The sequence below is a fragment of the Lachnoanaerobaculum saburreum DSM 3986 genome, assembly GCF_000185385.1.
GTDB lineage: Bacteria > Bacillota > Clostridia > Lachnospirales > Lachnospiraceae > Lachnoanaerobaculum > Lachnoanaerobaculum saburreum.
In genome coordinates, this window is record NZ_GL622296.1 from 2,258,321 (window position 1) to 2,279,715 (window position 21,395).

The following is a 21,395-nucleotide window of genomic DNA, read 5'->3' on the forward strand; positions in this document are numbered from 1 at the left end:
TTAAATATCCTTATTTCTTTCTCTTTAAAAAATCCGGTACATTTATTTTGGCATCTCCATGCGGTCTGACCGTCGGTCTGACAGGTGTGATACCTGACTGCTGACCATAAGTATAGCCTCCGACATATCCGTTTTGATTATTCATAGGCTGATTGTTTACCGGCTGAGTATTTACCCTCTGATTGCCCATACCCTGATTAGTCGGCTGAGCGCTTGTATCGGCTTGATATGTTCCGTAATTTCCGGTATATCCGCCATAGCTTGTTTCCGAGTAATTGCCTTCACCAAAACCTTGCACATTATTCTGCGGATAATTGCTCTGTGGCTGCTCCTGCGGAATCTGAGGCTGTACATTTGCAGTATTTATATTCTGAGAAAACTGCTGTTCATTTCTCTTTTGCATACTGTTTTGATGCTTGGTATTAACATCTCTGATAAGCTCACCTACCGGAGTATCATTAACCGCTGTAGTCACACCTGTAGCAATAACTGTAATCTTCACGCTGTCAGGTTCGGTATCATCACATGAAGCACCGAAGATAATATTGGCCTCTTCACTTACAAGTTCCCTCACATAGTCAGTTGCTTCATATGCCTCAATAAGACTGATATCTCCCGATACTGAAATAAGTACATGAGTAGCATTATCAATACTGGTCTCAAGAAGCGGTGACGAAACGGCAGCCTTAACGGCATCAAGTGCTTTGTTGTCACCTGTTCCATAACCGATACCGATATGTGCAAGCCCCTTGCCTGTCATTACAGTCTGAACATCTGCAAAGTCAAGGTTGATAATAGCGGTCTCACTGATAAGATCGGTAATACCCTGAACACTTTGTTGCAATACTTCATCAGCCTTTTTCAGTGCATCAGGCATAGTAGTCTTTCTGTCTACTATCTGAAGCAATTTTTCATTCGGTATTACAATCAGAGTATCCACATACTGCTTCAGATTCTCTATACCTGCCAAAGCATTCTTCATTCTCTGTCTTCCCTCAAACGGGAAAGGCTTTGTCACTACTCCTACTGTAAGTATACCAAGCTCCTTTGAAGCTCTTGCAATAACCGGTGATGCACCTGTTCCGGTACCGCCGCCCATACCGCAGGTAACGAATACCATATCTGCATTCTTGAGCTTATTTGTTATATCTTCTATATTCTCTTCTGCCGCCTTTTCACCTACCTCAGGCTTTGCACCTGCACCAAGCCCTTTTGTGAGCTTCTCACCTATCTGGATAATAGTTCCGGCTTTACAGTTTACCAGAGCCTGTTTATCGGTATTGACACCGATAAAATCTACCCCCTCCACATTTTCATCAATCATTCTATTTACGGCATTGTTTCCGGCACCTCCGACACCGACTACGATAATCTTCGCTGCGTTCTCATTTACCGGCTTATTTATTTCTAACACAGATATATTCCTCCTGTACCGCTACACTTGCAAACTCTCACCCTATAATAAAGGTTTTTGTTTCAAATATCAACTTATTTTTTTTTAAAAGTATATGTAGTATTGTCCTTTAAAGGATTGTAATTATCCAAATAAAGTGTGCCTGACAAATCCTTTATTTTCCCCCATATATCTCTCAGTTCACCGACTTTTCCGTTAAGCTCACTTGAGTCTCCCAAATAAACTTCAATATTGCCCATATAAAGAGTAATATTATTGTCTGATGATATTGTAATCCTGTCTACATTTATCCCATATCCTACCAGAACCTGTGTGATATCAAGCATATCCTTAAAAACATTCTCATTAGATATAGGAAGCTTCTCATACAGTACAATCCTGCCGAAATCCAGCCCGTCTATAACAGGTATTCCGTATAAAAGCGTATTTGAACTCTCTACCACAATACCGTCCTTATCAAAATACATATATGAGCTCATATATTTTACACAGCCTACTATACTCTTTTCATAGACGATAATGTCCGCACTGTGTAAACCTGTTACATATATGTCCACCCCTTGGATAAAAGGTATGTTGTACTTTCTCTTCAGCTTACTTCTGACAACATTATAAAGTGTCACTTTTGAAAAATCATTCGGAAAAAGCATTGCCTTCATCTCTTCATTGGTATATCTGGTATTACCTCCGAAGTTGAAGTTTTCTATTTTTACAGAATAAATTCCCAAAATTATACCGGCAATAATGAATAAAACAATGTATATTCTCTTCATATCATCATTCCGTCTTTATAGTTCCGGCAACACTAAGCACCAACCCGACTTCGGCCAATAATACTACTATTGAACTGCCTCCATAGCTTATAAAAGGAAGTGATACTCCGGTATTGGGCATTACTCCTGTAACAACCGCTATATTCAGTATTACCTGTAATGACAAATGTATAACCACACCTATAACAATATAACGTCCTCCTAAATCCTTTACAGAAAACGCTATTATCAACATCCTCCTTATAATGAAAGCAAATATAGCCAGTATCATCAGTACTCCTACCAGCCCGAACTCTTCCACTATTATAGAAAAAATCATATCATTTTGTGCCTCCGGTATAAAGAATTTTTGCATTCCCTGTCCCAAACCTTTTCCGAATATCCCACCGGATCCTATAGCATAAAGTCCTTGAACCACCTGGTATCCGCCGTCTCTGCTGAATTTTTCAGGTTCCGCCCACACAAGCAGTCTCATAATACGATAGTTTCTAAAACCTTTTGAATACAGAAACCTTACAAAAGGTTTGGCACCTGCCAGCATTCCTGCAATTGCAACAATACCGCCTGCAAACAATCTTCTGTTTGAAGTACCCATATAACTCATACTGAAAGCTATCAAAAAAATAATTATTGCAGTACTTAAATTTGCTACAGCTACCAGCAAAACCGGAACACATACAAGTAAGAACAGTATACCCAATCTTTTTTCCATATCTTTTCTGTTACTTGAATAAAAATCGTCTTTAAATCTTATCAAGTAGTAAGTAATAAATAATATGATGGAAAACTTAACAAGCTCGGAGGGCTGAAATCTTATCGGTCCGACAGCAATCCATCTCTTGGAACCATGAGCCTGCCTTCCTATAATAAAAACCAATGCTGAAAGTGCTACACTTGCACCATACCAGATGCATGCGGTTTTTATCCATATTTTATAGGGAATCACTGCCATAACTATCAATACAAAAAATCCGACTACCATATATTTGAGCTGATTTTTTACAAAGTAAGCGGAATCCTTAAACTTTATTCCGGCAGTATAGGAACTTGCAGAGTAAATCATTATTACTCCAAAAACCAATAAAAATAAAATCATAAATATCAAACTGTAGTCATAGTATATAGCTCGACTTTTTTCTTTACTTTTATCGGCTTCTTTTACCCGCTTTTGCTCATTTGTATTTTTTTTCTCTTTATTATCTTTCTTGGTATTTTCGGTCTTTTCAACTCTTATCTTGCTTTTTTTGACTTTTTTTATAAGTTCTTTTTTTTCCTGTTCACTTTTTGGGGCTTTTTGGGTTTTTGTTTCATCAGCCATATTATCCTAAATTCCTAACACAGTCTTTAAATATCTTCCCACGCTCCTCATAGTTTTTGAACATCCCCCAACTGGCACAGGCAGGTGATAAAAGTACATACTCTCCCGCTTTTGCCTCACCTGCACATAGTTTTACCGCCTCTTCCATGCTTTCTACAATCTCTATATCGGTAAATCCATGTTTTTTTGCACAATCGGCTATTTTCTTTGCGGTAGCCCCCATCAGCACAAGCTTCTTTACCTTAGTTCCGAAGCTCTCTATCCACTCATCATACTCTGAACCCTTGTCATAACCGCCGCCTATAATATAGGTGGCAGCCGGCATAGCAAGCACTGCCTGTATCGCCGCATCAGGGTTTGTACCCTTAGAGTCATTATAATATTTTACCCCGTTTACTTCTTTTACAAACTCGATTCTATGCTCTACCGCATGGAAGTTATAGCAGGTATTTACAATGATATCCTGTGGTACACCATATACAAAAGCTATAGCTGTAGCCGCCATTACGTTTTCATAATTATGTCTGCCCAGTATATTCAATTTGCCTGTATCAAGCAATTTTGTAGAATTGCCGTCTACACTGTGCATAATAAATCCGCCTTCCAAGTAAAATCCGTTGTCAAGTCTTTCTTTACTTGAGAAAAACACAACCTTAGCTTTTACCCTCTTTGCAAACTCTCTTAATGCAGCATCTTCGTAGTTTAATATACAAAAATCATTTTCATCCTGATTTTTGCTGATATCCTCTTTCACTCTTATATAGTTCTCCATAGTATGATGCCTGTTTAAGTGATCCGGAGTTATATTTAAGATCGCCGATATCTTCGGTCTGAAATCTATGACGGTCTCAAGCTGAAATGATGAGGTTTCAAGCACTGTAACCGTGTTTTCATTTGTCTTATCCGCAATATCTGTATATGGTATACCGATATTCCCTACAGTAAATGAACTTTCCTTAAAGTTTGACATTATCTCACCCACAAGAGCTGTAGTGGTAGTCTTACCGTTGGTTCCTGTAACAGCTATCAAATCGCCCCGTGAATACTTATATCCAAGTTCGATTTCACTCCAAACAGGGACATTACATGATTTTAATGTTTTTACAAATTCAACCTCTAAATCAATTCCGGGACTGATAACACAGTATTCCATATCCTTTACATCCGATGCTTTCAAGTCACCCAGAATAATCTTTATTTTATTATGATATTTCTTATCAAACTTATCTAAAACCACATTTTTATCAAGTTCTTTATTGCTGTCAAAGAGTACTACCTCTTCACCGTTTTTTAAAAGTAAATTAGCGGCGGATATTCCACTCTTTCCCAAGCCTGCGACTCCGATCATATTGCCTCCTACATAAACAGATAAACCAGCACACCAAGTATTATGGTAATTATACTAAAAACTGTTACAGTTCTTGTTTCAGACCAGCCACAGAGTTCAAAGTGATGGTGTATAGGCGCCATCTTAAAAAATCTCTTTCCCTTTGTTGACTTAAAGTATCCCACTTGAATAATAACAGATATTACCTCAATCATATATATAAATCCGATAACCGCTATAAAAACAGGTATCTTACACATCAAAGCATATGATGCTACAAAGCCTCCCAAAGCCAATGAGCCGGTATCTCCCATAAACACCTTGGCCGGATATGCATTAAATATCAAAAATCCCATAAGGCTTCCTATTACGGCACCTGTAAAGGGAGTAACACTAAAGCCCGACTTTAATCCGATCAGCATAAAAAATATTGCTACAATAACAGTGACCGATGAGCAAAGTCCGTCAAGTCCGTCTGTGAAGTTTACACCGTTATCTGTACCGAGTATTACAAAAAGTGCAAAAGGAATCCATATGATTCCAAGTTTTAACACTACACCGGTATCAAATGAACCTGTAAACGGCACAAGTATACCATAGTCCAATCCGTATACTCTAAACAGATATATTATAAAAATTGTGCTTACTATAAACTGAAGTATAAACTTCTGAGCCGATTTAAGCCCTTCAGACTTTTTTTTTCTGATTTTTAACATATCATCCAAAAACCCTATTATACCATATGATATGGTAAATAAAAATACAACAGTGACCTCTTTGTACCTCGGTATCAGGAAAATACTTGCAAAAAGTATGCCTGTCATAAATGTTATACCGCCCATAGTAGGCGTTCCGGTTTTTTTCAGATGTGCCTGCGGTCCGTCATCTCTTACCATCTGTCCGAACTTAAGTCTATGCAAGATCGGTATAAAAAACGGGCAGACTGTTGCGGTAACAAAAAAACTTATAAGTAAAGCAATTAATGTATCTTTTAACATACTATCTCCAAATCCTTTATTCTCCCTCTCCGGCCGGCGCTCCCGGCAAATCACTCTTTCCGTCATTTGGTATTACTTCTTCTGTAGAATAGCTCTTTGACTCACCGGCTGTATTGGCATCTGAAATACCTTCTGCCGACGGGAAAGCGCTGACATCAATATCTTCATCTACATTTGAATATATATTCATATAAGGCAACACCTCAGTCATAATCTTTGAAAACAATGAACTTGCATAAGCCGATCTCGCCTGATCTCCTAAATGCGGAGTATCTATAAGCACATAGCACACCACCTCCGGACTCTGTGCCGGTACACTTCCTATAAAAGAAACCAGATAATTACCGTTTCCTCTGGGATATTTCTCCGCGGTACCTGTCTTACCTCCGACATCATACCCCGCTACCGCCGCCGCACTGCCTGTACCCTCAGCTACGGTTCTTCTAAGTGCCTCATTGATAAATGCTGTAGTATGTGCGGAAACCGTTTCTCTTACAAGTTCCGGTTCGATGTTCTTTATTATAGCACCTTTCGGATTTAAAATCTGCTTTACAATATGCGGCTTATAATATGAACCGCCGTTTACAACAGATGCATATGCCGATACAAGCTGCACCATTGTGACATTGTAATTTTGTCCGAATGAGTTTGTAGCCAGATCTGTAGCTCCGGCATTGTCTGCCGTATGTATAAGAGTACTTGTATCCGCCTCTCCCGGCAAATCTATGGCGGTCTTTGAACCGAATCCGAATACCTTTTGATATCTGTAGAAGTTTTGGCTGCCTTCAGTCCTTGATATGTCCATCATCGCAACATTACAGGATTCCATAAGTGCCTCTGTTACATTAATTATACCATGTCCGTTCCTGTTGGCACATCTTATCTTCCATCCGCCTATCTCTTCAAATCCGCGACAGTTATAAGTCTCATTTCCGTTTATGGCACCCTCTTCCATGGCGGAAGCCACAGTAAATACCTTTGACGGGGAACCCGGTTCATAGGTATCACTGACAGCATAATTTCTCCATATATTGTTCAGTGCATCTACCTTTGCCTTATCATCCATACCTGCCTGCTGCTCAGGTGAATAATAATTGTTCAAATCTCTGGGATTGTTAAGGTCAAAAGCTCTGCTTGTCGCCATAGCAAGTATCTCACCGTTATTGGGGTTCATCACTATAGCTGCCGTCATATTTGAACCCACCGAACTTTGCCATTCATTTATATGTTTTTCCACTATCTTTTGAATATTCAAGTCAATAGTGGAAACCACCTTGTTGCCGTCTGTAGGGTTTTTGATAACTCTTTCAAGAGATGACTCATCATTCAGATATCCATATTCTCTGCCTGACACACCTACAAGTTCATCATTATATGACTGCTCTATTCCGGTATATCCGTCTCCGTCATTCCCGGCAAATCCAAGCACATTGCAGGCGGTAGAACCGTACGGATACTTTCTTTGATAGCTCTCCTCAAACCATATACCGTTTACACTTTCATTTTTCTTGTGGTCCTTGTACCACTTATTGTACTCTTCTTTCTTTTCTTCAAAGGCGACCTTTTGCTCATATGTAATATCATTTGCATATTTTACATATGAACTGTCAGATTTGTCTGCAATAGTCTTCCTGATTTCCTCTTCATTATAACCGAACACATCCTTTAATATACCGACAGATGCATTCAAGTACTTGTCCTGCTCAGTATTTATCTGCTTAGGATCCAAAATCAGATTGTAAACCTTTTCACTTGTTGCAATATAGGTACCGTTTCTGTCTAAAATATCCCCTCTTTTATATGGTATATCTCTGGAATCATATCTTTGCTGTGATAATATCTTCTGATTATATTCCACTTCCTTTTTTCTCTGTAAAAGAAGGATATTAATAAACAATGCAGCGAAAGCTATAACAATCATAATCAGAATGATGATAAGCCTTCGCTGCAGGATATCCGGGGGATTTGAAACACTTCCGCCCTTATTTTTTTTATTTGTCCCAATTTTATCTTGGGATTTCATCGAATTGTCTGACATATTCATTTTCCGTTTTTTCGTATGTTATAACCTGATTTTTCTTTGCATAAACCATACCCAGTTTATTTGTAGCCACATCTTTTATATGATCCAAATCCACATAAGTAGCAATCATATTTTCCACCGAATCATTCTCATTCTTTAGACTCTCAAGCTTTGACTCGTTTTTTTGTGTCTCCTTTATAGTGGAAGTCAGGCGTGACTGTACTGAAATATAGTTTGCACAAAGCCCCAACACCGCTACCATTGCTACAGACAACATAACAAGATAAGGAAAATTCATAGAATGTACTCTTTCTTTGTTTTTCCTTACCTTTTTGCCCGGTAATTCTTTTTCCGGGGCCTTCGGCTGTAAATCCGGATATACACTTTCAAGCTTTCTTACAACATTGCCCTCAGTATAATACTCGGTATCCACATTGGTTTTCCTTGTAACTTGCTTTTTTCTTTTATTATTTTCTTTCATTTAGACTTCCTTTTCAAATACTCTAAGTTTAGCACTTTTTGCTCTGGAATTTTCTTCCAACTCCTCTTTGCTCGGCAAAACAGCCTTTCTTGTAATTACTCTTCCCTTTGATTTATTCCCACATACACATACAGGAAATTTCTTCGGACAAACACATGGCGACTCCGCCTTTTTAAATGCCTGCTTCACTATTCTGTCCTCAAGTGAGTGAAATGTGATAACGGACAATCTTCCACCCGGTTTTAACAGTTCAATCATTACATCAATTGAGTCTTTCAGCACTTCAAGTTCTTTGTTTAACTCTATCCTTATCGCCTGAAATGTTCTCTTGGCAGGATGACCGCCTGTGACTTGTATCTTCATCGGAATGGCCGACTTTATAATGTCCACCAATTCAAATGTTGTCTCAATCTTTTTTTTATTTCTGTATTCTACTATGTGTTTTGCAATATTCTTTGCAAATCTGTCCTCACCATAGTCCCTTATGACATGGAAAAGTTCAGCCTCCGAATAGTTATTGACTATATCGGATGCCTTTAACTCGTTTCTGTCATCCATCCTCATATCAAGCGGTGCATCAAATCTGTAGGTAAAGCCTCTATCAGCCGTATCCAGCTGATATGATGACACACCCAAATCAACATATATACCGTCAACCTTGTCGATACCCTCTCTTTTCAATATATCCTCTATATTGACATAGTTATCTCTTACTATTATAACCCTATTTTTGTAATCAATCAATCTCTCCGTTGCCGCTTTTATAGCATCCGCATCCTGATCTATACCTATAAGCCTGCCACCCTTAAGTCTTTTTATAACCTCAAGGGCATGACCTGCTCCTCCAAGAGTACCGTCCACATAGTAACCGTCAGGCTTAATATTCAAAGATTCTATCACTTCATCCAACAGCACTGATTTGTGATTAAAATTCATAATAAAATACCGTCCTATTTATTACCGGTAGACATATCTATATAATCCGGCACTATTAAGATATTAGACTAATGTAGTCAAAAAATCAAGTTTTTATATTCTTAAGATTAAATGCACTTGGAAATATCATTCCAAGTGCATTTAATTACAAGTTCAAAAATCCGATTGTTGACATCAAAAGCATAAATAAAAACAGTATAGACATTACTGTTGCTCTGATAAAGCTGTACTTGTTATGCTCTTCATTCTTAAAATATTTTATCGCATCCAATAAACAGTTTATTGAAAATAATAAAAAAACCAAAGGGAAAAATATTGCATATTTATCAGGTGCAAGGAATGCAAACACTACCATTACAATAATGGCAATTGCCAATACAACATGCAAAATATCCCTTATAAAAAGAAAACCTTGCCTTCTTCTACCTGTCATCTTTCTTACCTAATGTAGCTACCATCACTGCTTTAATAGTGTGCATACGATTCTCAGCCTCATCAAATACTACCGATTTATCACTTTCAAAAACATCTTCAGTGACTTCATAGCCTTTTACAGCCGGCAAGCAGTGCATAAATATAGTACTTTCCTTTCCTGTTTTATCCATCAGTGCTTTATTGACCTGATAAGGTTTTAAAAGCTCTATTCTCTCCTTTGCCTTCTCCTCTTCTCCCATAGAAGCCCATACATCTGTATAGATTATATCAGCGCCTTCTACCGCATCTAAATTATCACTTATATTAAGCTTTGCCCCCGACTCCTTTGCATAGCCCTTACAAAGATTTACAAGCTCATCACTTGGATAAAGACTTTTCGGCGCTAAGATTGTCATATTCACACCAAGCTTTGTCATTCCAATCATAAGTGAATTTGCCATATTGTTTCTGCCGTCACCTACATATACAAAATTTAAACCTTCAAGCTTTCCGAAATACTCTCTCATTGTGAGTAAATCCGCAAGTATTTGTGTAGGGTGGTACTCATCTGTAAGGCCGTTCCACACCGGCACACCTGCATATTTTGCAAGTTCTTCAACTGTGGAATGCTTAAATCCTCTAAACTCTATTCCGTCAAACATCCTGCCAAGCACTCTTGCAGTATCCGCTACACTTTCCTTATGTCCAAGCTGTATATCATCCTTTCCGAGGTATTCGGGAAAAGCTCCTTCATCTCTTGCACCTACTACAAAAGCACACCTTGTTCTGGTTGACGGCTTTTCAAACAGTAAAGCAATATTTTTGCCCTTTAATCTGTTACCTGTTATACCCCTTTTCTTATCTACCTTAAGTTTCACAGCCAAATCAAGCAAGTACTCTATCTCTTCTCTTGTATAGTCCTTCAGTGTGAGAAAATTTCTTCCAAATAAATTCATAATATACCTCTCTTAAATCATTATATCTATTATTATACACTTATATGTATAAATATGCAATATTTATATTATAATCTTCTCTGTCTTGCAGCTTCATACATAAGAATACTTCCCGCTACTGCCGCATTCAGTGATTCCACCTCTCCAAGCATCGGTATTTTTATCTTTTTCTCCACTATATCAAGTATATCTTTTGATATTCCTGCCGCTTCATTTCCTATTACAAAGGCAATATCTTTTTTATAGTCAGGTTTATCATATTCTGTCGCACCTTCAAGGCTGCTTGCAAATATTTCAACGGCTTTTGACTGAAGCTTATCTATAACTTTCTTCAAATCCTTTACATATATAAACGGAACCCTGAATATTGAACCCATTGTAGAGCGTATTACCTTAGGATTGTAGATATCTACAGTGTTTTCATTCATAATGATACAAGTGATTCCCGCACCTTCTGCCGCTCTCACCAAAGTACCCAGATTGCCGGGGTCTTGTAAACTGTCAAGTATCAAAAAACTAAACGGTCTGCCGGCTTCTTTTAATATACTGTCAATTGTATACTCTTTTCTTTTTGCAACCGCCAAAACTCCCTGTGGAGTTTTGGTATCCGATATCGAATCAAATATTCTATCACTTACCGTTTCATACTCTGGATAAATATTTTTCAGTAAACCTTTGTTTTCATTTTCAAAGCTTTCGCTGACAAATACCTCAAGTATTTCTTCAGGTTCCAGTTCTTTAAACATTCTGATACCTTCCACAATATAGGCATTTTGTTTCTTTCTTACACTGCTCTTTTTGACCAGTGCCAAAAGTTCTTTTATCTTTTTGTTGGATATGGAAGTAATCATTATATTCTCTCCAAATCCTGTTCCCACAAGGTTCTGCTTGCATCACTCGGCATTCTAAGGTCACCTCTTGGAGATACGGCTATACTTCCCACCTTCGGTCCGTCCGGCAGTGCGGATCTCTTAAACTGCTGTGCAAAAAATCTCTTATAAAATACTTTAAGCCACTTTAATACAGTATCTGCATCATATACTGTATCAAAGGCTGATTTTGCCATTCTGTATACTTTTGAGGGCATAAAGCCGAACCTAAGTACATTGTACAAAAAGAAATCATGTAACTCATACGGACCTACCAAATCCTCTGTTTTTTGTACTATCTTACCGTCCTCAGCCGGCAAAAGCTCAGGAGATACAGGTGTATCCAAAATATCATATAATATATTTGCAATTTTTTTATCACCTACAGTATCCGCATAGTAGTTTACAAGATGCCTTACCAAGGTCTTAGGTACAGAGGCATTTACACCATACATTGACATGTGGTCACCGTTATATGTTGCCCAACCCAGTACAAGTTCCGACAGATCTCCTGTTCCTACCACAAGTCCGTTATCTCTGTTTGCAATGTCCATCAAAATCTGAGTTCTCTCTCTTGCCTGTGCATTCTCATATGTGACATCCTTTACATTTATATCATGCTTTATATCAATAAAATGCCTTTTTATAGACTCTACAATGGAAATCTCTTCAAGACTTGCAGCAAAACTCTTTGTAAGTTCACAGGCATTTTTATATGTCCTGTCTGTAGTACCGAAGCCCGGCATAGTGACAGCTTTTATTCCGCTCTTATCAAGATTTAACATCTCAAAGGTCTTGACACATACTAAAAGTGCCAGTGTTGAATCAAGTCCTCCCGAAATTCCAAGCACTACATTCTTAATACCTGTGTGAACCAATCTCTTTTTTAGTCCAAGTGCCTGTATTGTGAGTATTTCATCACATCTTTCATTTCTCTTTAAGGTGTCGTTCGGCACAAACGGCTTAGGATTAAAATTTCTTTTCAGATTGAGTTCTTCTATATCCAACTCAAACTCGGCTTTAAAATACCCCTCATCATCAACGGTCTTAAATGTAGTCTGTTTTCTTCTTTCAAGATTCAGCCTGTTTATATCTATCTCAATTCTTACCGCCTCATTTTTAAATCCGGTGCTTTTTGCAAGTATTTTACCGTTTTCCGCAATAATACCCTGACCGCCAAAGACTAGATCCTGTGTAGACTCACCCTCTCCGGCATTGGCGTATATATAACTGCATATAAGTTTCTTTGAATGATTGCTTATAAGTGCATCTCTGTAAGCTTTTTTACCTACTATATCATTTGAGGCTGAAGCATTGATGCAAACATTCGCACCTGCAAGCGCATGGCCTACACTTGGCGGATTAGGTACCCAAAGATCTTCACAAATTTCACCTGCAATTGTAAGCCCCGGAAAATTTAAACACTCAAACAGTATATTTGCTCCCATAGGAACCGTCATATCAAAAAAATCCACCCATACAGGAGCTTCAAATCCTCTGTTAAAGTATCTCTCCTCATAGAACTCACCATAGTTCGGCAAATGTAACTTATTTATAAAACCTAAAAGCGCTCCGTCGGATATTGCTGCCGCTACATTATATAACTTACCTTTAAAATCAAGCGGTAAACCTATAAATATAATAGACTTATGACCGGCACTAAACTCTACAATCTCTTTTAACGCCTTCTTAGCTTCACAAATCAGTATATCCTGAAAAAACAAGTCATTGCATGTATACCCGGTCAGACAAAGCTCGGGAAATACTATAATTTTGCTTTTATTTTCCCATTCAATCTCAATTGCCTTTTTTATGTTCTCCTTATTATATGCCACATCACACACCTTGATATCAGGTGTTACACTTGCAACCCTTACAAAACCGTCTCTCATATCTTATCTCTCATATCTCCAAATACAAAATTGCAGAGTTTTTCATACTCCCTATAAAACTCACTGTTTTCCAATTCTCTTAGTGAATCCAATACCCCAAAATAGTACATACCTTGCTTTTGCTTATCCTTTTCGTGGAATTTCAGTAAAAAATCATCACCCACAGCCAGAAAATCTCTGGCGGATGCTCTGATATTTGACAATTTGTCTCCCAAGGCTATCATTTTAACCTCAATACATTCATTTTTTAAATGCTTTATTGTATGGATTTTCCTCTCAAGCCATGGCTTCGACTTATCTTCCGACTCTCTGCCGACAAGAGCCGCTACTCTTTTGCCAAAGTTCTTTTCAATATCCTCAACAGTTACAGCCGTATCTTCTACAGTATCATGAAGAAGTGCGGCACATCTCACCTCTATATCACCTGTCATCAGTGATACTATTGAGCATACCTCCAGCGGATGAATGATATATGGGATTTCACTTCCTTTCCTAAATTGGCCTTCATGTGCCTTAGTAGCAAATTTCACTGCTTTTTCTATCATAGCAACTCCTTTTCTTATTATATTATTATGTAAATTTTAACTTGAAGTTTTATTTTAAGTCTGCTATTCTAGTCAAAGATTGCTTGTACAAGTGAAAGTGAGGATTATCTATGGCAGATGAAACCAATGTAAATGAAAAACCTAAAAAAAGGAGGTTTTCAAAACTCAAGTATATAATAGCATTTATATTCATAAATGTAATCATATTTTTTGTCGTGACAGCACAACCTAAGTTTGAAGTTTCTATAGAGGCGGTGGAAAACTCAAAATCTGTTGATATCAAGGTGACACAAAAAAGCTTCTTTCCGTTAAAGAGTTTCACTATGATGCTTGATAATGAGCCGCTCTCCTTTACCAAAAACGGTAATACCTATGAAGCTACAGCTACAAAAAACGGTACTTTAGAGATTGTAGCTACAAATATTAATACTATGTCTCAGACTATATATGAAAAGATTGATAAAATAGACTCTACCGCTCCGACTATATTTGCACAGCTTGTAAAAAAGGGAGAACTGAATGTAACCTTTGAGGATACTCATTCCGATATTGACTATAACAGTATATACGCAATAGACAGTAATGATAAGAAGATACTGCCTGCTAAGGTTGATAAAGAAGAAGGCAGAGTTACCTTTCATTTTGACACCTACGGCATTAAGGCCTATGTTTCAGATACGGCAGGAAATCAGGGGGAAGTGGCATTTAACAACAGTGAAATCAATCAGACAAAGCTTGTTTCTGCCGAAGGTACTGAAGTAAATGATATTCCGGTTGATGAAAGACAAAACAATGAAAATGATATCTCTGATGATACTACATTTGATGTGGGTAATCTGAACGAAAAACCGCCAAAGAAAAATGATGATTATTTATATGAAAAGCACTAAGCTTGTGCTTTATTTATTCCTATAAGAAGAGCCGTATATCAGCTCTTCTTTGCTGTGATTATTATTCTCTATTTTTTATAAATATCAGACCTCTATAAATCCACTCCGCATCTGGCCCGTTATTATATATTGCATCAATATTATGTTTCCTGAATGTATAACCGTTATCAACATAAAATGCGGTATTTGGGTATTCCTCCATATATCTGTGTACTATTTCCAATATAATAAGTTCTTTTCCAATCATATCAGGAAAGCGAAAGAAGGTCACAAGCCCCTGTTTCCTTGATTTTCTTGTGAGAACCTCCTTTATATCTACATAAGCATAAATTTGAATCATTGGTGCAGAATCTTCTTCATCAAAAAAATCATATTCACTGTCTTCCTTAGACAATATAATATCATAATCTCTTTTACCTATCATCACTCTTCTATGGTAGTTCATAGCATCAAGTATTTTCCACATCCTGCACTCAACAGTTATACTTCTTACCTCAAATTTTTCTAATATTCTTCCCTCACATATCATATATAAATCTCCTTTTTATACCGCTGCCACAAGAGATCTGTTTTTACAAAGCATCAGGACTGTTGTAGAGCCAATTTAAATCTTTATTACAATATGCCATTTCAATATCTTCTTTTGTATAAAAATATCCTGACTTGTTCAAGAAAATATCCTCAGGAAAGAGTTTAAAATATCTATATAAAAACTCCGATATTATCAATTCTCTTCCTTTAATGTCATCAAAGTAAATATATGCATAATAATAGCAATTATCTCTTGGATAACAAAACTTATAACGCCCTTCTATATCTATCTCCACCAGAAACATATTTAAATACATGTTATAAACTCTTTTTTTAATATTACTTTCATCATCTTCTTCAAGTATACTTGCAGACAAACTGTAATAATCCTTTGAGTCACTAATTGAACAATGTGTATATCCTATTGACATTAAAATGTTTATGACTTTTTCCATGTCTTCTTTATTAGCTCTTATTCTTTTTCTTAATATACCTGCACGCCACATTATTTAAAACCTTTATCTCCTCAAATCTTATCAATATAATTCCCTTATATAACATGCCGGTATTTTGTCTGCCAGCCATACTTTTTCATTTCCATGATAAAATACCACTCCGTCATCATATGCTCTCTTAGAATCAATTTCCAATATACATGGACTCTTGTCACGTCTAAGACCTACTTTTTTTGCTGTATCTATATCAGCTGACAGATGTACATATTGTCTGCTCATAGGTAAAAGCCCGTTCTTTTTTATGCTCTCAACAAATCTCCTTGCAGTACCATGATATAATTTATCAGGCGGAGTCTTCTCTTCCTTTACTATATGCATCGGTATGGAATGCCCGTACATAGCTCTTATTTTTCCTACCTTTATTTCATGTCTTTTCTTTTCAGACTTATCAATCATAACAGCCAAATCGTTTTGAGTAATATATCCAAATCTACCTTCTGTATTTAGCGCAGTCAGAAGCTGCTCTATACTTACCCAGCCTTCTTCATCCATTTCAAGTTCATACTCCCAAGGTGCATGTCGAAGTGCGTATGAAACTTCCTTACTTAATTCTTCATATTTCATCATATTCCCCTTCCTCTATCATCTCGTCTATAGCCTCTCTAAACCAATCTATAAGTTTATCAACTTTTTTAGTAAAGAAGAGCTGTTAAATATAAAACAGCTCCTCATAAAAAAATATCAATAGTATAATTTAGAATGTTTTAGGATCCTCATACGCCCATAATTCATTCCAAGGTAGTTTTGCATATAACTTATCTATATCATCCTTTGTATAAAAGTACTCCTCCATAAATACATCCTCAGGAAAAAGCTTAAAATATCTACGAAAAAATTCCAACAAAAGTCTTTCTCTACCTGATATATCCTCGAAAATAATATAACTTGGCACTGTTTCTCCCATACTTGGAATATAGTATTCATGTGATTCTTTTGGCTTCGGATAAAAATAAATTATAATATTATCATTATAATCAAACGAATCCCATTGATAATCGTCATCATCCCATTTTCTTTTCCAATGATCATTAATAAAACTAATACTAAAACTTTCACCAGTACTTAATTTATCTTTTTCTTTACTACTTGAATAAAACTTCATCTTTGTAAATATATCAATTATTATATCCAAGTCTTTTTCTGTTGGATATTCACCTTTTCTAAACAGCGATGCCAGTACTCCCATTATCTTAGTATCCTCCCTAACCCTCATTGTCTCGGAATAATTTTATTCCGGCCTATCTTCAACTTGTACAGAAATTTGTGACCTCTTTCTTACAACAATTGCCTTATTAATATTATTTTGTGACTAAAGCAACTACAACCCCAAATATGGACTGTCCTCCAAATTTCGCTCTATTTATAGTAAAGAAGAGCCATCGAATAAAACAGCCCTTCTTTACTGTGATTATAATTCTCTACTTTTTATATGTATCCGGATTTTTATAAATCCATTCTGCATCCGGTTCTTTTAAATTATAAATTCTATCTATATCTTGCTTTGTAAAATAAAGTCCATTATCTATATAAAATATAGAATCGCTATACTTTTCCATATATTTATGTAATATTTCAAGTATAACCAGCTCTCTGCCAAGTATATCTGTAAATCTGAAAAAAGTTTCAAGTCCTGCACTCTCTGCTTTTTCAGTCGGAATCTCTTTACATTCTTTGTATGCATATACGTTTAATAAAGATGAAGTATCATTCTTATCAAAAAGTAATTTATCGTTTCCTTTCTTTATGTATATCAGATCTGTAGTTTCCTTTTCAAGAACTATATATTTAATATATCCAAGTTCTCTCAATATATCTACAAATTTATACGCAATAAATCTCTTCTCTATACAGCCTTTATTTAATATTCTACCCTCATATATCATTATCTGCTCCCTCTAACTTAAAAACTATCCGGACTAATATATAACCAATTAGGATCATAAGTTTTTGAATATATTTTATCTATGCATTTTTTAGTATAAAAAAACTTATCACAGTCCCAAAATATATCATCCGGATAAAGTTCAAAATATCTATGTAAAAATTCCAATATCATTATTTCTCTAGAGCTAACATTTTCAAAAAATAAATAAGAGTAATATTTTTTACAAGTTTTGGGACAATAATACATTTCCTCATCGTTCTCTATTAAATCGATATAAATAATTGTACTCTTTTTAAGGTTCTCTGAATTAACTAACTCATCATCAGTAATCGGCATAGCTATTGTTAATATATAAACATCTATTTTATCATCCATACTAAATCTTGTATAACCTAATGATACAAAAATATTTATTATCTCTTCTATTCTTGTATAATCAGGGTGAATTTCATTTCTTAAAAGTCTCATTGATGTTGACATCACTTTAATATCTCCTCAAGTTCTTCAAAACTATTTATCACTTTGATTTTGTTTTCATATTTATTCTCCAAATTTATAATGTAATCAACATTATCTACTTTTTCATATATAAATATTACAACTTTTTTATTACTAATATTCAAATAAAGTTCATTTGTAGGCTGTGTATACTTAAGAATCTGTTTTTCTCTTACAGAATTTAATGATTTTTTTACTTCAATAATTTGATCACCTACCATAACATCAATGTCTCCTGTCTTATTACCTTTTGCAAGATTCTACTAACATTTATGCATTCACTACTATACAAATTCTAAACTCATACTACGCCACAAAAGTAAGCTTATATGCTCATTCTATGTGGTTTGTAGGTGAACATAGTGATGCTATAAGAATCCTAGACAGTATTGACTTTCCAGAAAACCTGGTTTTAAATACTTATTCTGATAGACTACGAAAATACTTCGAAAAAAGCATTCAATAATTTACCTGCTATTTCTATAATAAGGAAGAGCTATTTGCAATAAAACAGCCCTCCCTCAAAAATATTGCTGTTAAGCATCTAAATTAAAAAGTTTTAGGATCCTCATACATCCAAGTCTCATTCCATGGTACCTTCGCATATAACTTATCTATATCATCCTTTGTATAAAAGTGCCTTTCCATAAATACATCTTCCGGAAACAATTTAAAATATCTATGCAGGAATTCCAGTAATAATCTGCCTCTACCTGAAATATCTTCAAAGTTAAGGTAATCTGGTACTTCTTCTCCCATACTTGGAATATATTCTCCAAGCTCTATTTCCACATTAGGATAGAAGTAAATTATAATATGATCATTGTCATCCAGGGAATCCCATTGATAATCGTCATCATCCCATCTTCTTCTCCAATGATCATTAGTAAAGCTAATACTAAAACATTCGCCTTTACTTAATTTTTCTTTATCTATGCCACTTGAATAAAACTTCATCTTGGTAAATATATCAATTATTATATCCAAGTCTTTTTCTGTTACATATTTACCTTTTCTAAATAACGATGCCGATGCTCCCATTATCTTAATATACTCCCTAAATTATTTTTTAGTGTTTACTTTTATCATATGTATCCGGATTTTTGTAAATCCACCCTGCGTCCTGTTCAGACATATTATATATTGTATCAATACTTATAATTCACTTATATAGCAAGGCGGTATTTTGTCTGCCAGCCATACTTTTTCATTTCCATGATAAAATACCACTCCGTCATCATATGCTTTCTTAGAATCAATTTCCAATATACATGGACTGTCATCACGCCTAAGCCCTACTTTTTTTGCTGTATCTATGTCGGCTGACAGGTGTACATATTGTCTGCTCATAGGTAAAAGACCGTTCTTTTTTATGCTCTCAACAAATCTCCTTGCAGTACCATGATATAATTTATCAGGCGGAGTCTTCTCTTCCTTTACTATATGCATCGGTATGGAATGCCCGTACATAGCTCTTATTTTTCCTGCATTTATTTCATGTCTTTTCTTTTCAGACTTATCAATCATAACAACCAAATCGTTTCTTGTTATATTTCCAAACTTACCTTCTGTATTCAGCGCATTCAAAAGCTGTTCAATACTTACCCAACCTTCTGTATCCATTTCAAGTTCATACTCCCAAGGTGCATGTCGAAGTGCGTATGAAACTTCCTTGCTTAATTCTTCATATTTCATCGTATTCCCCTTCCTCTATCATCTCATCTATAACCTCTCTAAACCAATCTATAAGTTTATCAACTTTTTAGTAAAGAAGAGCTGTTAGATATAAAACAGCTCCTCTTAAAAAATATCAATAGTATAATTTAGAATGTTTTAGGATCCTCATACATCCAAGTCTCATTCCATGGTACCTTCGCATATAACTTATCTATATCATCCTTTGTATAAAAGTGCATTTCCATAAATACATCTTCCGGAAACAATTTAAAATATCTATGCAGGAATTCCAGTAATAATCTGCCTCTACCTGAAATATCTTCAAAGTAAATAAAAGCAGGTACTTTTTCTCCCATGCTTGGAATATATTTGCCATACTTCATTTCCATATCAGGAAAGAAGTAAATTCTAATATGGTCATTATCATCTAAAGAATCAAGTTCGTCCTCATCCCACTTTCTTACCCACTCATCATTAAAAAAACTCACAGTTGTATGTACTCTTTCACCTGAACTAATATTCAACTTATTACTTGAATAAAATACCATTTCAGTAAATATATCAATTATTATATCCAAGTCTTTTTCTGTTACATATTCACCTTTCCTAAACATCCATCCTGATGCTCCCATTACCTTAATATCCTCCCTAATTCTTCTAAATCTGTAACTATTATAGCCCCAAGCTCTCTTGACTTTTCTATCACTTCAAGTTCTTCTACGCTTGCTCCCTCAAGTCCACTGTCTATATATAAAATAACCTTTTTATCCCCTACATTAATGTATTCAGGATTATTTATATCCAAATACTTCTCTATCTGAGAAAAACTCACATTTTGTACATTTCTCTTTACCTCTATAAGATAGTTATCCGTCATTATATCCAAGTCTCCTATATCTGCTCCTATCTTTTCCGGTTTAAGCTTTTTACCTGAAAGTGCCTTTACTTTTGCGCCTAATTTTTTCACAGTTTCATTTGTATTATTCATTATATAATCTGCAACTTTTCCTTCAACAAATTTTCCAATATCCTCATTAGATAATCTTGATTGTATAGCATTATTTATATTTTTACTATTTTGTTCGGGAATTTCGAATACTGTTTTTGAATTATTTTCATACTTTGTCTTACTACCATTCGTACTTAAGAATGTAGTTCCCGGTTTTCCTGCCTTTGTAGCATCTTCTATAGCCTTTGGTACTTCCTTATTATCCTCAGGCTTTATATACTCCTCGGGCAAAGGCTTTTCTTTAGCTATATCATCAACTTTATCTATCTGCTTTTGTGGCTCAGGCAGCTTCGGGGTTTCGGTTACCTCAGGCAGTTTTGGAGGATTTTTAGACTCCGGTATCTCTATAGGTGCTTTTTCTGTCTTAGGCAACTCTACAGACGGATTCTTAGGCTTAGGTACTTCTATAGGTGACTTATTCGGTTCAGGCACTTCTATAGGCAG

At 35.8% G+C, this 21,395-nt stretch carries 24 protein-coding genes and 1 pseudogene; 1 reads left to right on the plus strand and 24 read right to left on the minus strand.

From position 1 onward, the window contains the following. Positions 1–10: 10 nt before the first annotated feature. From ftsZ to HMPREF0381_RS10375, 13 genes are all read right to left on the minus strand, one after another. Positions 11–1,414, minus strand: a complete 1,404-nt coding sequence (gene ftsZ / locus HMPREF0381_RS10315) for a cell division protein FtsZ (RefSeq protein WP_008751922.1) — start codon at positions 1,412–1,414, stop codon at positions 11–13. 74 nt (positions 1,415–1,488) lie between these two features. Next, complete coding sequence (locus HMPREF0381_RS10320) at positions 1,489–2,187, minus strand: cell division protein FtsQ/DivIB (RefSeq protein WP_008751923.1); 699 nt, start codon at positions 2,185–2,187, stop codon at positions 1,489–1,491. 4 nt (positions 2,188–2,191) lie between these two features. Further along, complete coding sequence (locus HMPREF0381_RS10325; protein ID WP_008751924.1) at positions 2,192–3,505, minus strand: FtsW/RodA/SpoVE family cell cycle protein; 1,314 nt, start codon at positions 3,503–3,505, stop codon at positions 2,192–2,194. Between the two features lies 1 nt (position 3,506). Next, the gene (gene murD, locus HMPREF0381_RS10330) at positions 3,507–4,853 is read right to left on the minus strand and encodes a UDP-N-acetylmuramoyl-L-alanine--D-glutamate ligase (RefSeq protein WP_008751925.1); all 1,347 of its coding nucleotides are present in this window, start codon (positions 4,851–4,853) and stop codon (positions 3,507–3,509) included. Between the two features lie 8 nt (positions 4,854–4,861). Further along, on the minus strand, positions 4,862–5,830 hold the full coding sequence (gene mraY / locus HMPREF0381_RS10335; protein WP_008751926.1) for a phospho-N-acetylmuramoyl-pentapeptide-transferase: 969 nt from the start codon (positions 5,828–5,830) through the stop codon (positions 4,862–4,864). 16 nt (positions 5,831–5,846) lie between these two features. Then, positions 5,847–7,751, minus strand: coding sequence for a peptidoglycan D,D-transpeptidase FtsI family protein (locus HMPREF0381_RS10340; RefSeq protein WP_242824423.1), 1,905 nt, complete (start codon positions 7,749–7,751; stop codon positions 5,847–5,849). Between the two features lie 85 nt (positions 7,752–7,836). Further along, a complete protein-coding gene (locus tag HMPREF0381_RS10345) occupies positions 7,837–8,334 on the minus strand; it encodes a cell division protein FtsL (RefSeq protein ID WP_008751928.1) in 498 nt (165 codons plus the stop codon). Continuing rightward, a complete protein-coding gene (rsmH, locus tag HMPREF0381_RS10350) occupies positions 8,335–9,270 on the minus strand; it encodes a 16S rRNA (cytosine(1402)-N(4))-methyltransferase RsmH (protein WP_008751929.1) in 936 nt (311 codons plus the stop codon). It lies immediately after the preceding gene. Positions 9,271–9,415: 145 nt separating this feature from the next. Continuing rightward, positions 9,416–9,703 carry a hypothetical protein gene (locus tag HMPREF0381_RS10355; RefSeq protein ID WP_008751930.1) on the minus strand — a complete coding sequence of 96 codons (288 nt, stop codon included), beginning with the start codon at positions 9,701–9,703 and terminating at the stop codon, positions 9,416–9,418. Further along, the gene (argF, locus tag HMPREF0381_RS10360) at positions 9,693–10,640 is read right to left on the minus strand and encodes an ornithine carbamoyltransferase (RefSeq protein ID WP_008751931.1); all 948 of its coding nucleotides are present in this window, start codon (positions 10,638–10,640) and stop codon (positions 9,693–9,695) included. Before argF ends, HMPREF0381_RS10355 begins: the two co-directional genes overlap by 11 nt. 68 nt (positions 10,641–10,708) lie before the next feature. Then, positions 10,709–11,491: a TrmH family RNA methyltransferase gene (locus HMPREF0381_RS10365; RefSeq protein WP_008751932.1), complete on the minus strand. Its 783-nt coding sequence runs from the start codon at positions 11,489–11,491 to the stop codon at positions 10,709–10,711. Continuing rightward, on the minus strand, positions 11,491–13,401 hold the full coding sequence (locus HMPREF0381_RS10370) for an NAD(+) synthase (RefSeq protein ID WP_008751933.1): 1,911 nt from the start codon (positions 13,399–13,401) through the stop codon (positions 11,491–11,493). Before HMPREF0381_RS10370 ends, HMPREF0381_RS10365 begins: the two co-directional genes overlap by 1 nt. Further along, on the minus strand, positions 13,398–13,946 hold the full coding sequence (locus HMPREF0381_RS10375; RefSeq protein ID WP_008751934.1) for an HD domain-containing protein: 549 nt from the start codon (positions 13,944–13,946) through the stop codon (positions 13,398–13,400). Before HMPREF0381_RS10375 ends, HMPREF0381_RS10370 begins: the two co-directional genes overlap by 4 nt. Before the next feature lie 110 nt (positions 13,947–14,056). On the opposite strand from HMPREF0381_RS10375, the gene HMPREF0381_RS10380 reads away from it, so the two are divergent. Next, positions 14,057–14,836, plus strand: a complete 780-nt coding sequence (locus tag HMPREF0381_RS10380) for a hypothetical protein (RefSeq protein ID WP_008751935.1) — start codon at positions 14,057–14,059, stop codon at positions 14,834–14,836. A 61-nt stretch (positions 14,837–14,897) separates the two neighbouring features. Here HMPREF0381_RS10380 and HMPREF0381_RS10385 read toward each other — a convergent pair whose 3' ends face one another. The 11 genes and pseudogenes from HMPREF0381_RS10385 to HMPREF0381_RS10435 form a co-directional block, all read right to left on the minus strand. Then, the gene (locus HMPREF0381_RS10385) at positions 14,898–15,365 is read right to left on the minus strand and encodes a hypothetical protein (RefSeq protein ID WP_008751936.1); all 468 of its coding nucleotides are present in this window, start codon (positions 15,363–15,365) and stop codon (positions 14,898–14,900) included. A gap of 43 nt (positions 15,366–15,408) precedes the next feature. Continuing rightward, a complete protein-coding gene (locus HMPREF0381_RS10390; protein ID WP_008751937.1) occupies positions 15,409–15,873 on the minus strand; it encodes a hypothetical protein in 465 nt (154 codons plus the stop codon). Between the two features lie 30 nt (positions 15,874–15,903). Continuing rightward, positions 15,904–16,446 (minus strand): RNA 2'-phosphotransferase, encoded by a 543-nt coding sequence (locus HMPREF0381_RS10395; RefSeq protein WP_040461842.1) that lies wholly within the window; start codon positions 16,444–16,446, stop codon positions 15,904–15,906. A gap of 130 nt (positions 16,447–16,576) precedes the next feature. Further along, positions 16,577–17,068, minus strand: coding sequence for a hypothetical protein (locus HMPREF0381_RS10400; protein ID WP_040461390.1), 492 nt, complete (start codon positions 17,066–17,068; stop codon positions 16,577–16,579). 232 nt (positions 17,069–17,300) lie between these two features. Next, positions 17,301–17,765, minus strand: coding sequence for a hypothetical protein (locus HMPREF0381_RS10405; RefSeq protein WP_008751940.1), 465 nt, complete (start codon positions 17,763–17,765; stop codon positions 17,301–17,303). 17 nt (positions 17,766–17,782) lie between these two features. After that, positions 17,783–18,247: a hypothetical protein gene (locus HMPREF0381_RS10410; RefSeq protein WP_008751941.1), complete on the minus strand. Its 465-nt coding sequence runs from the start codon at positions 18,245–18,247 to the stop codon at positions 17,783–17,785. Further along, complete coding sequence (locus HMPREF0381_RS10415) at positions 18,247–18,486, minus strand: hypothetical protein (protein ID WP_008751942.1); 240 nt, start codon at positions 18,484–18,486, stop codon at positions 18,247–18,249. Before HMPREF0381_RS10415 ends, HMPREF0381_RS10410 begins: the two co-directional genes overlap by 1 nt. Positions 18,487–18,814: 328 nt before the next feature. Continuing rightward, positions 18,815–19,306 (minus strand): hypothetical protein, encoded by a 492-nt coding sequence (locus HMPREF0381_RS10420; RefSeq protein WP_008751943.1) that lies wholly within the window; start codon positions 19,304–19,306, stop codon positions 18,815–18,817. Between the two features lie 114 nt (positions 19,307–19,420). Then, positions 19,421–19,960: an RNA 2'-phosphotransferase gene (locus HMPREF0381_RS10425; RefSeq protein ID WP_008751944.1), complete on the minus strand. Its 540-nt coding sequence runs from the start codon at positions 19,958–19,960 to the stop codon at positions 19,421–19,423. Positions 19,961–20,088: 128 nt separating this feature from the next. Then, on the minus strand, positions 20,089–20,574 hold the full coding sequence (locus tag HMPREF0381_RS10430; protein ID WP_008751945.1) for a hypothetical protein: 486 nt from the start codon (positions 20,572–20,574) through the stop codon (positions 20,089–20,091). Continuing rightward, positions 20,574–21,395: pseudogene (locus HMPREF0381_RS10435) on the minus strand (hypothetical protein); the annotation flags it as partial. The gene HMPREF0381_RS10430 and the pseudogene HMPREF0381_RS10435, both read right to left, overlap by 1 nt.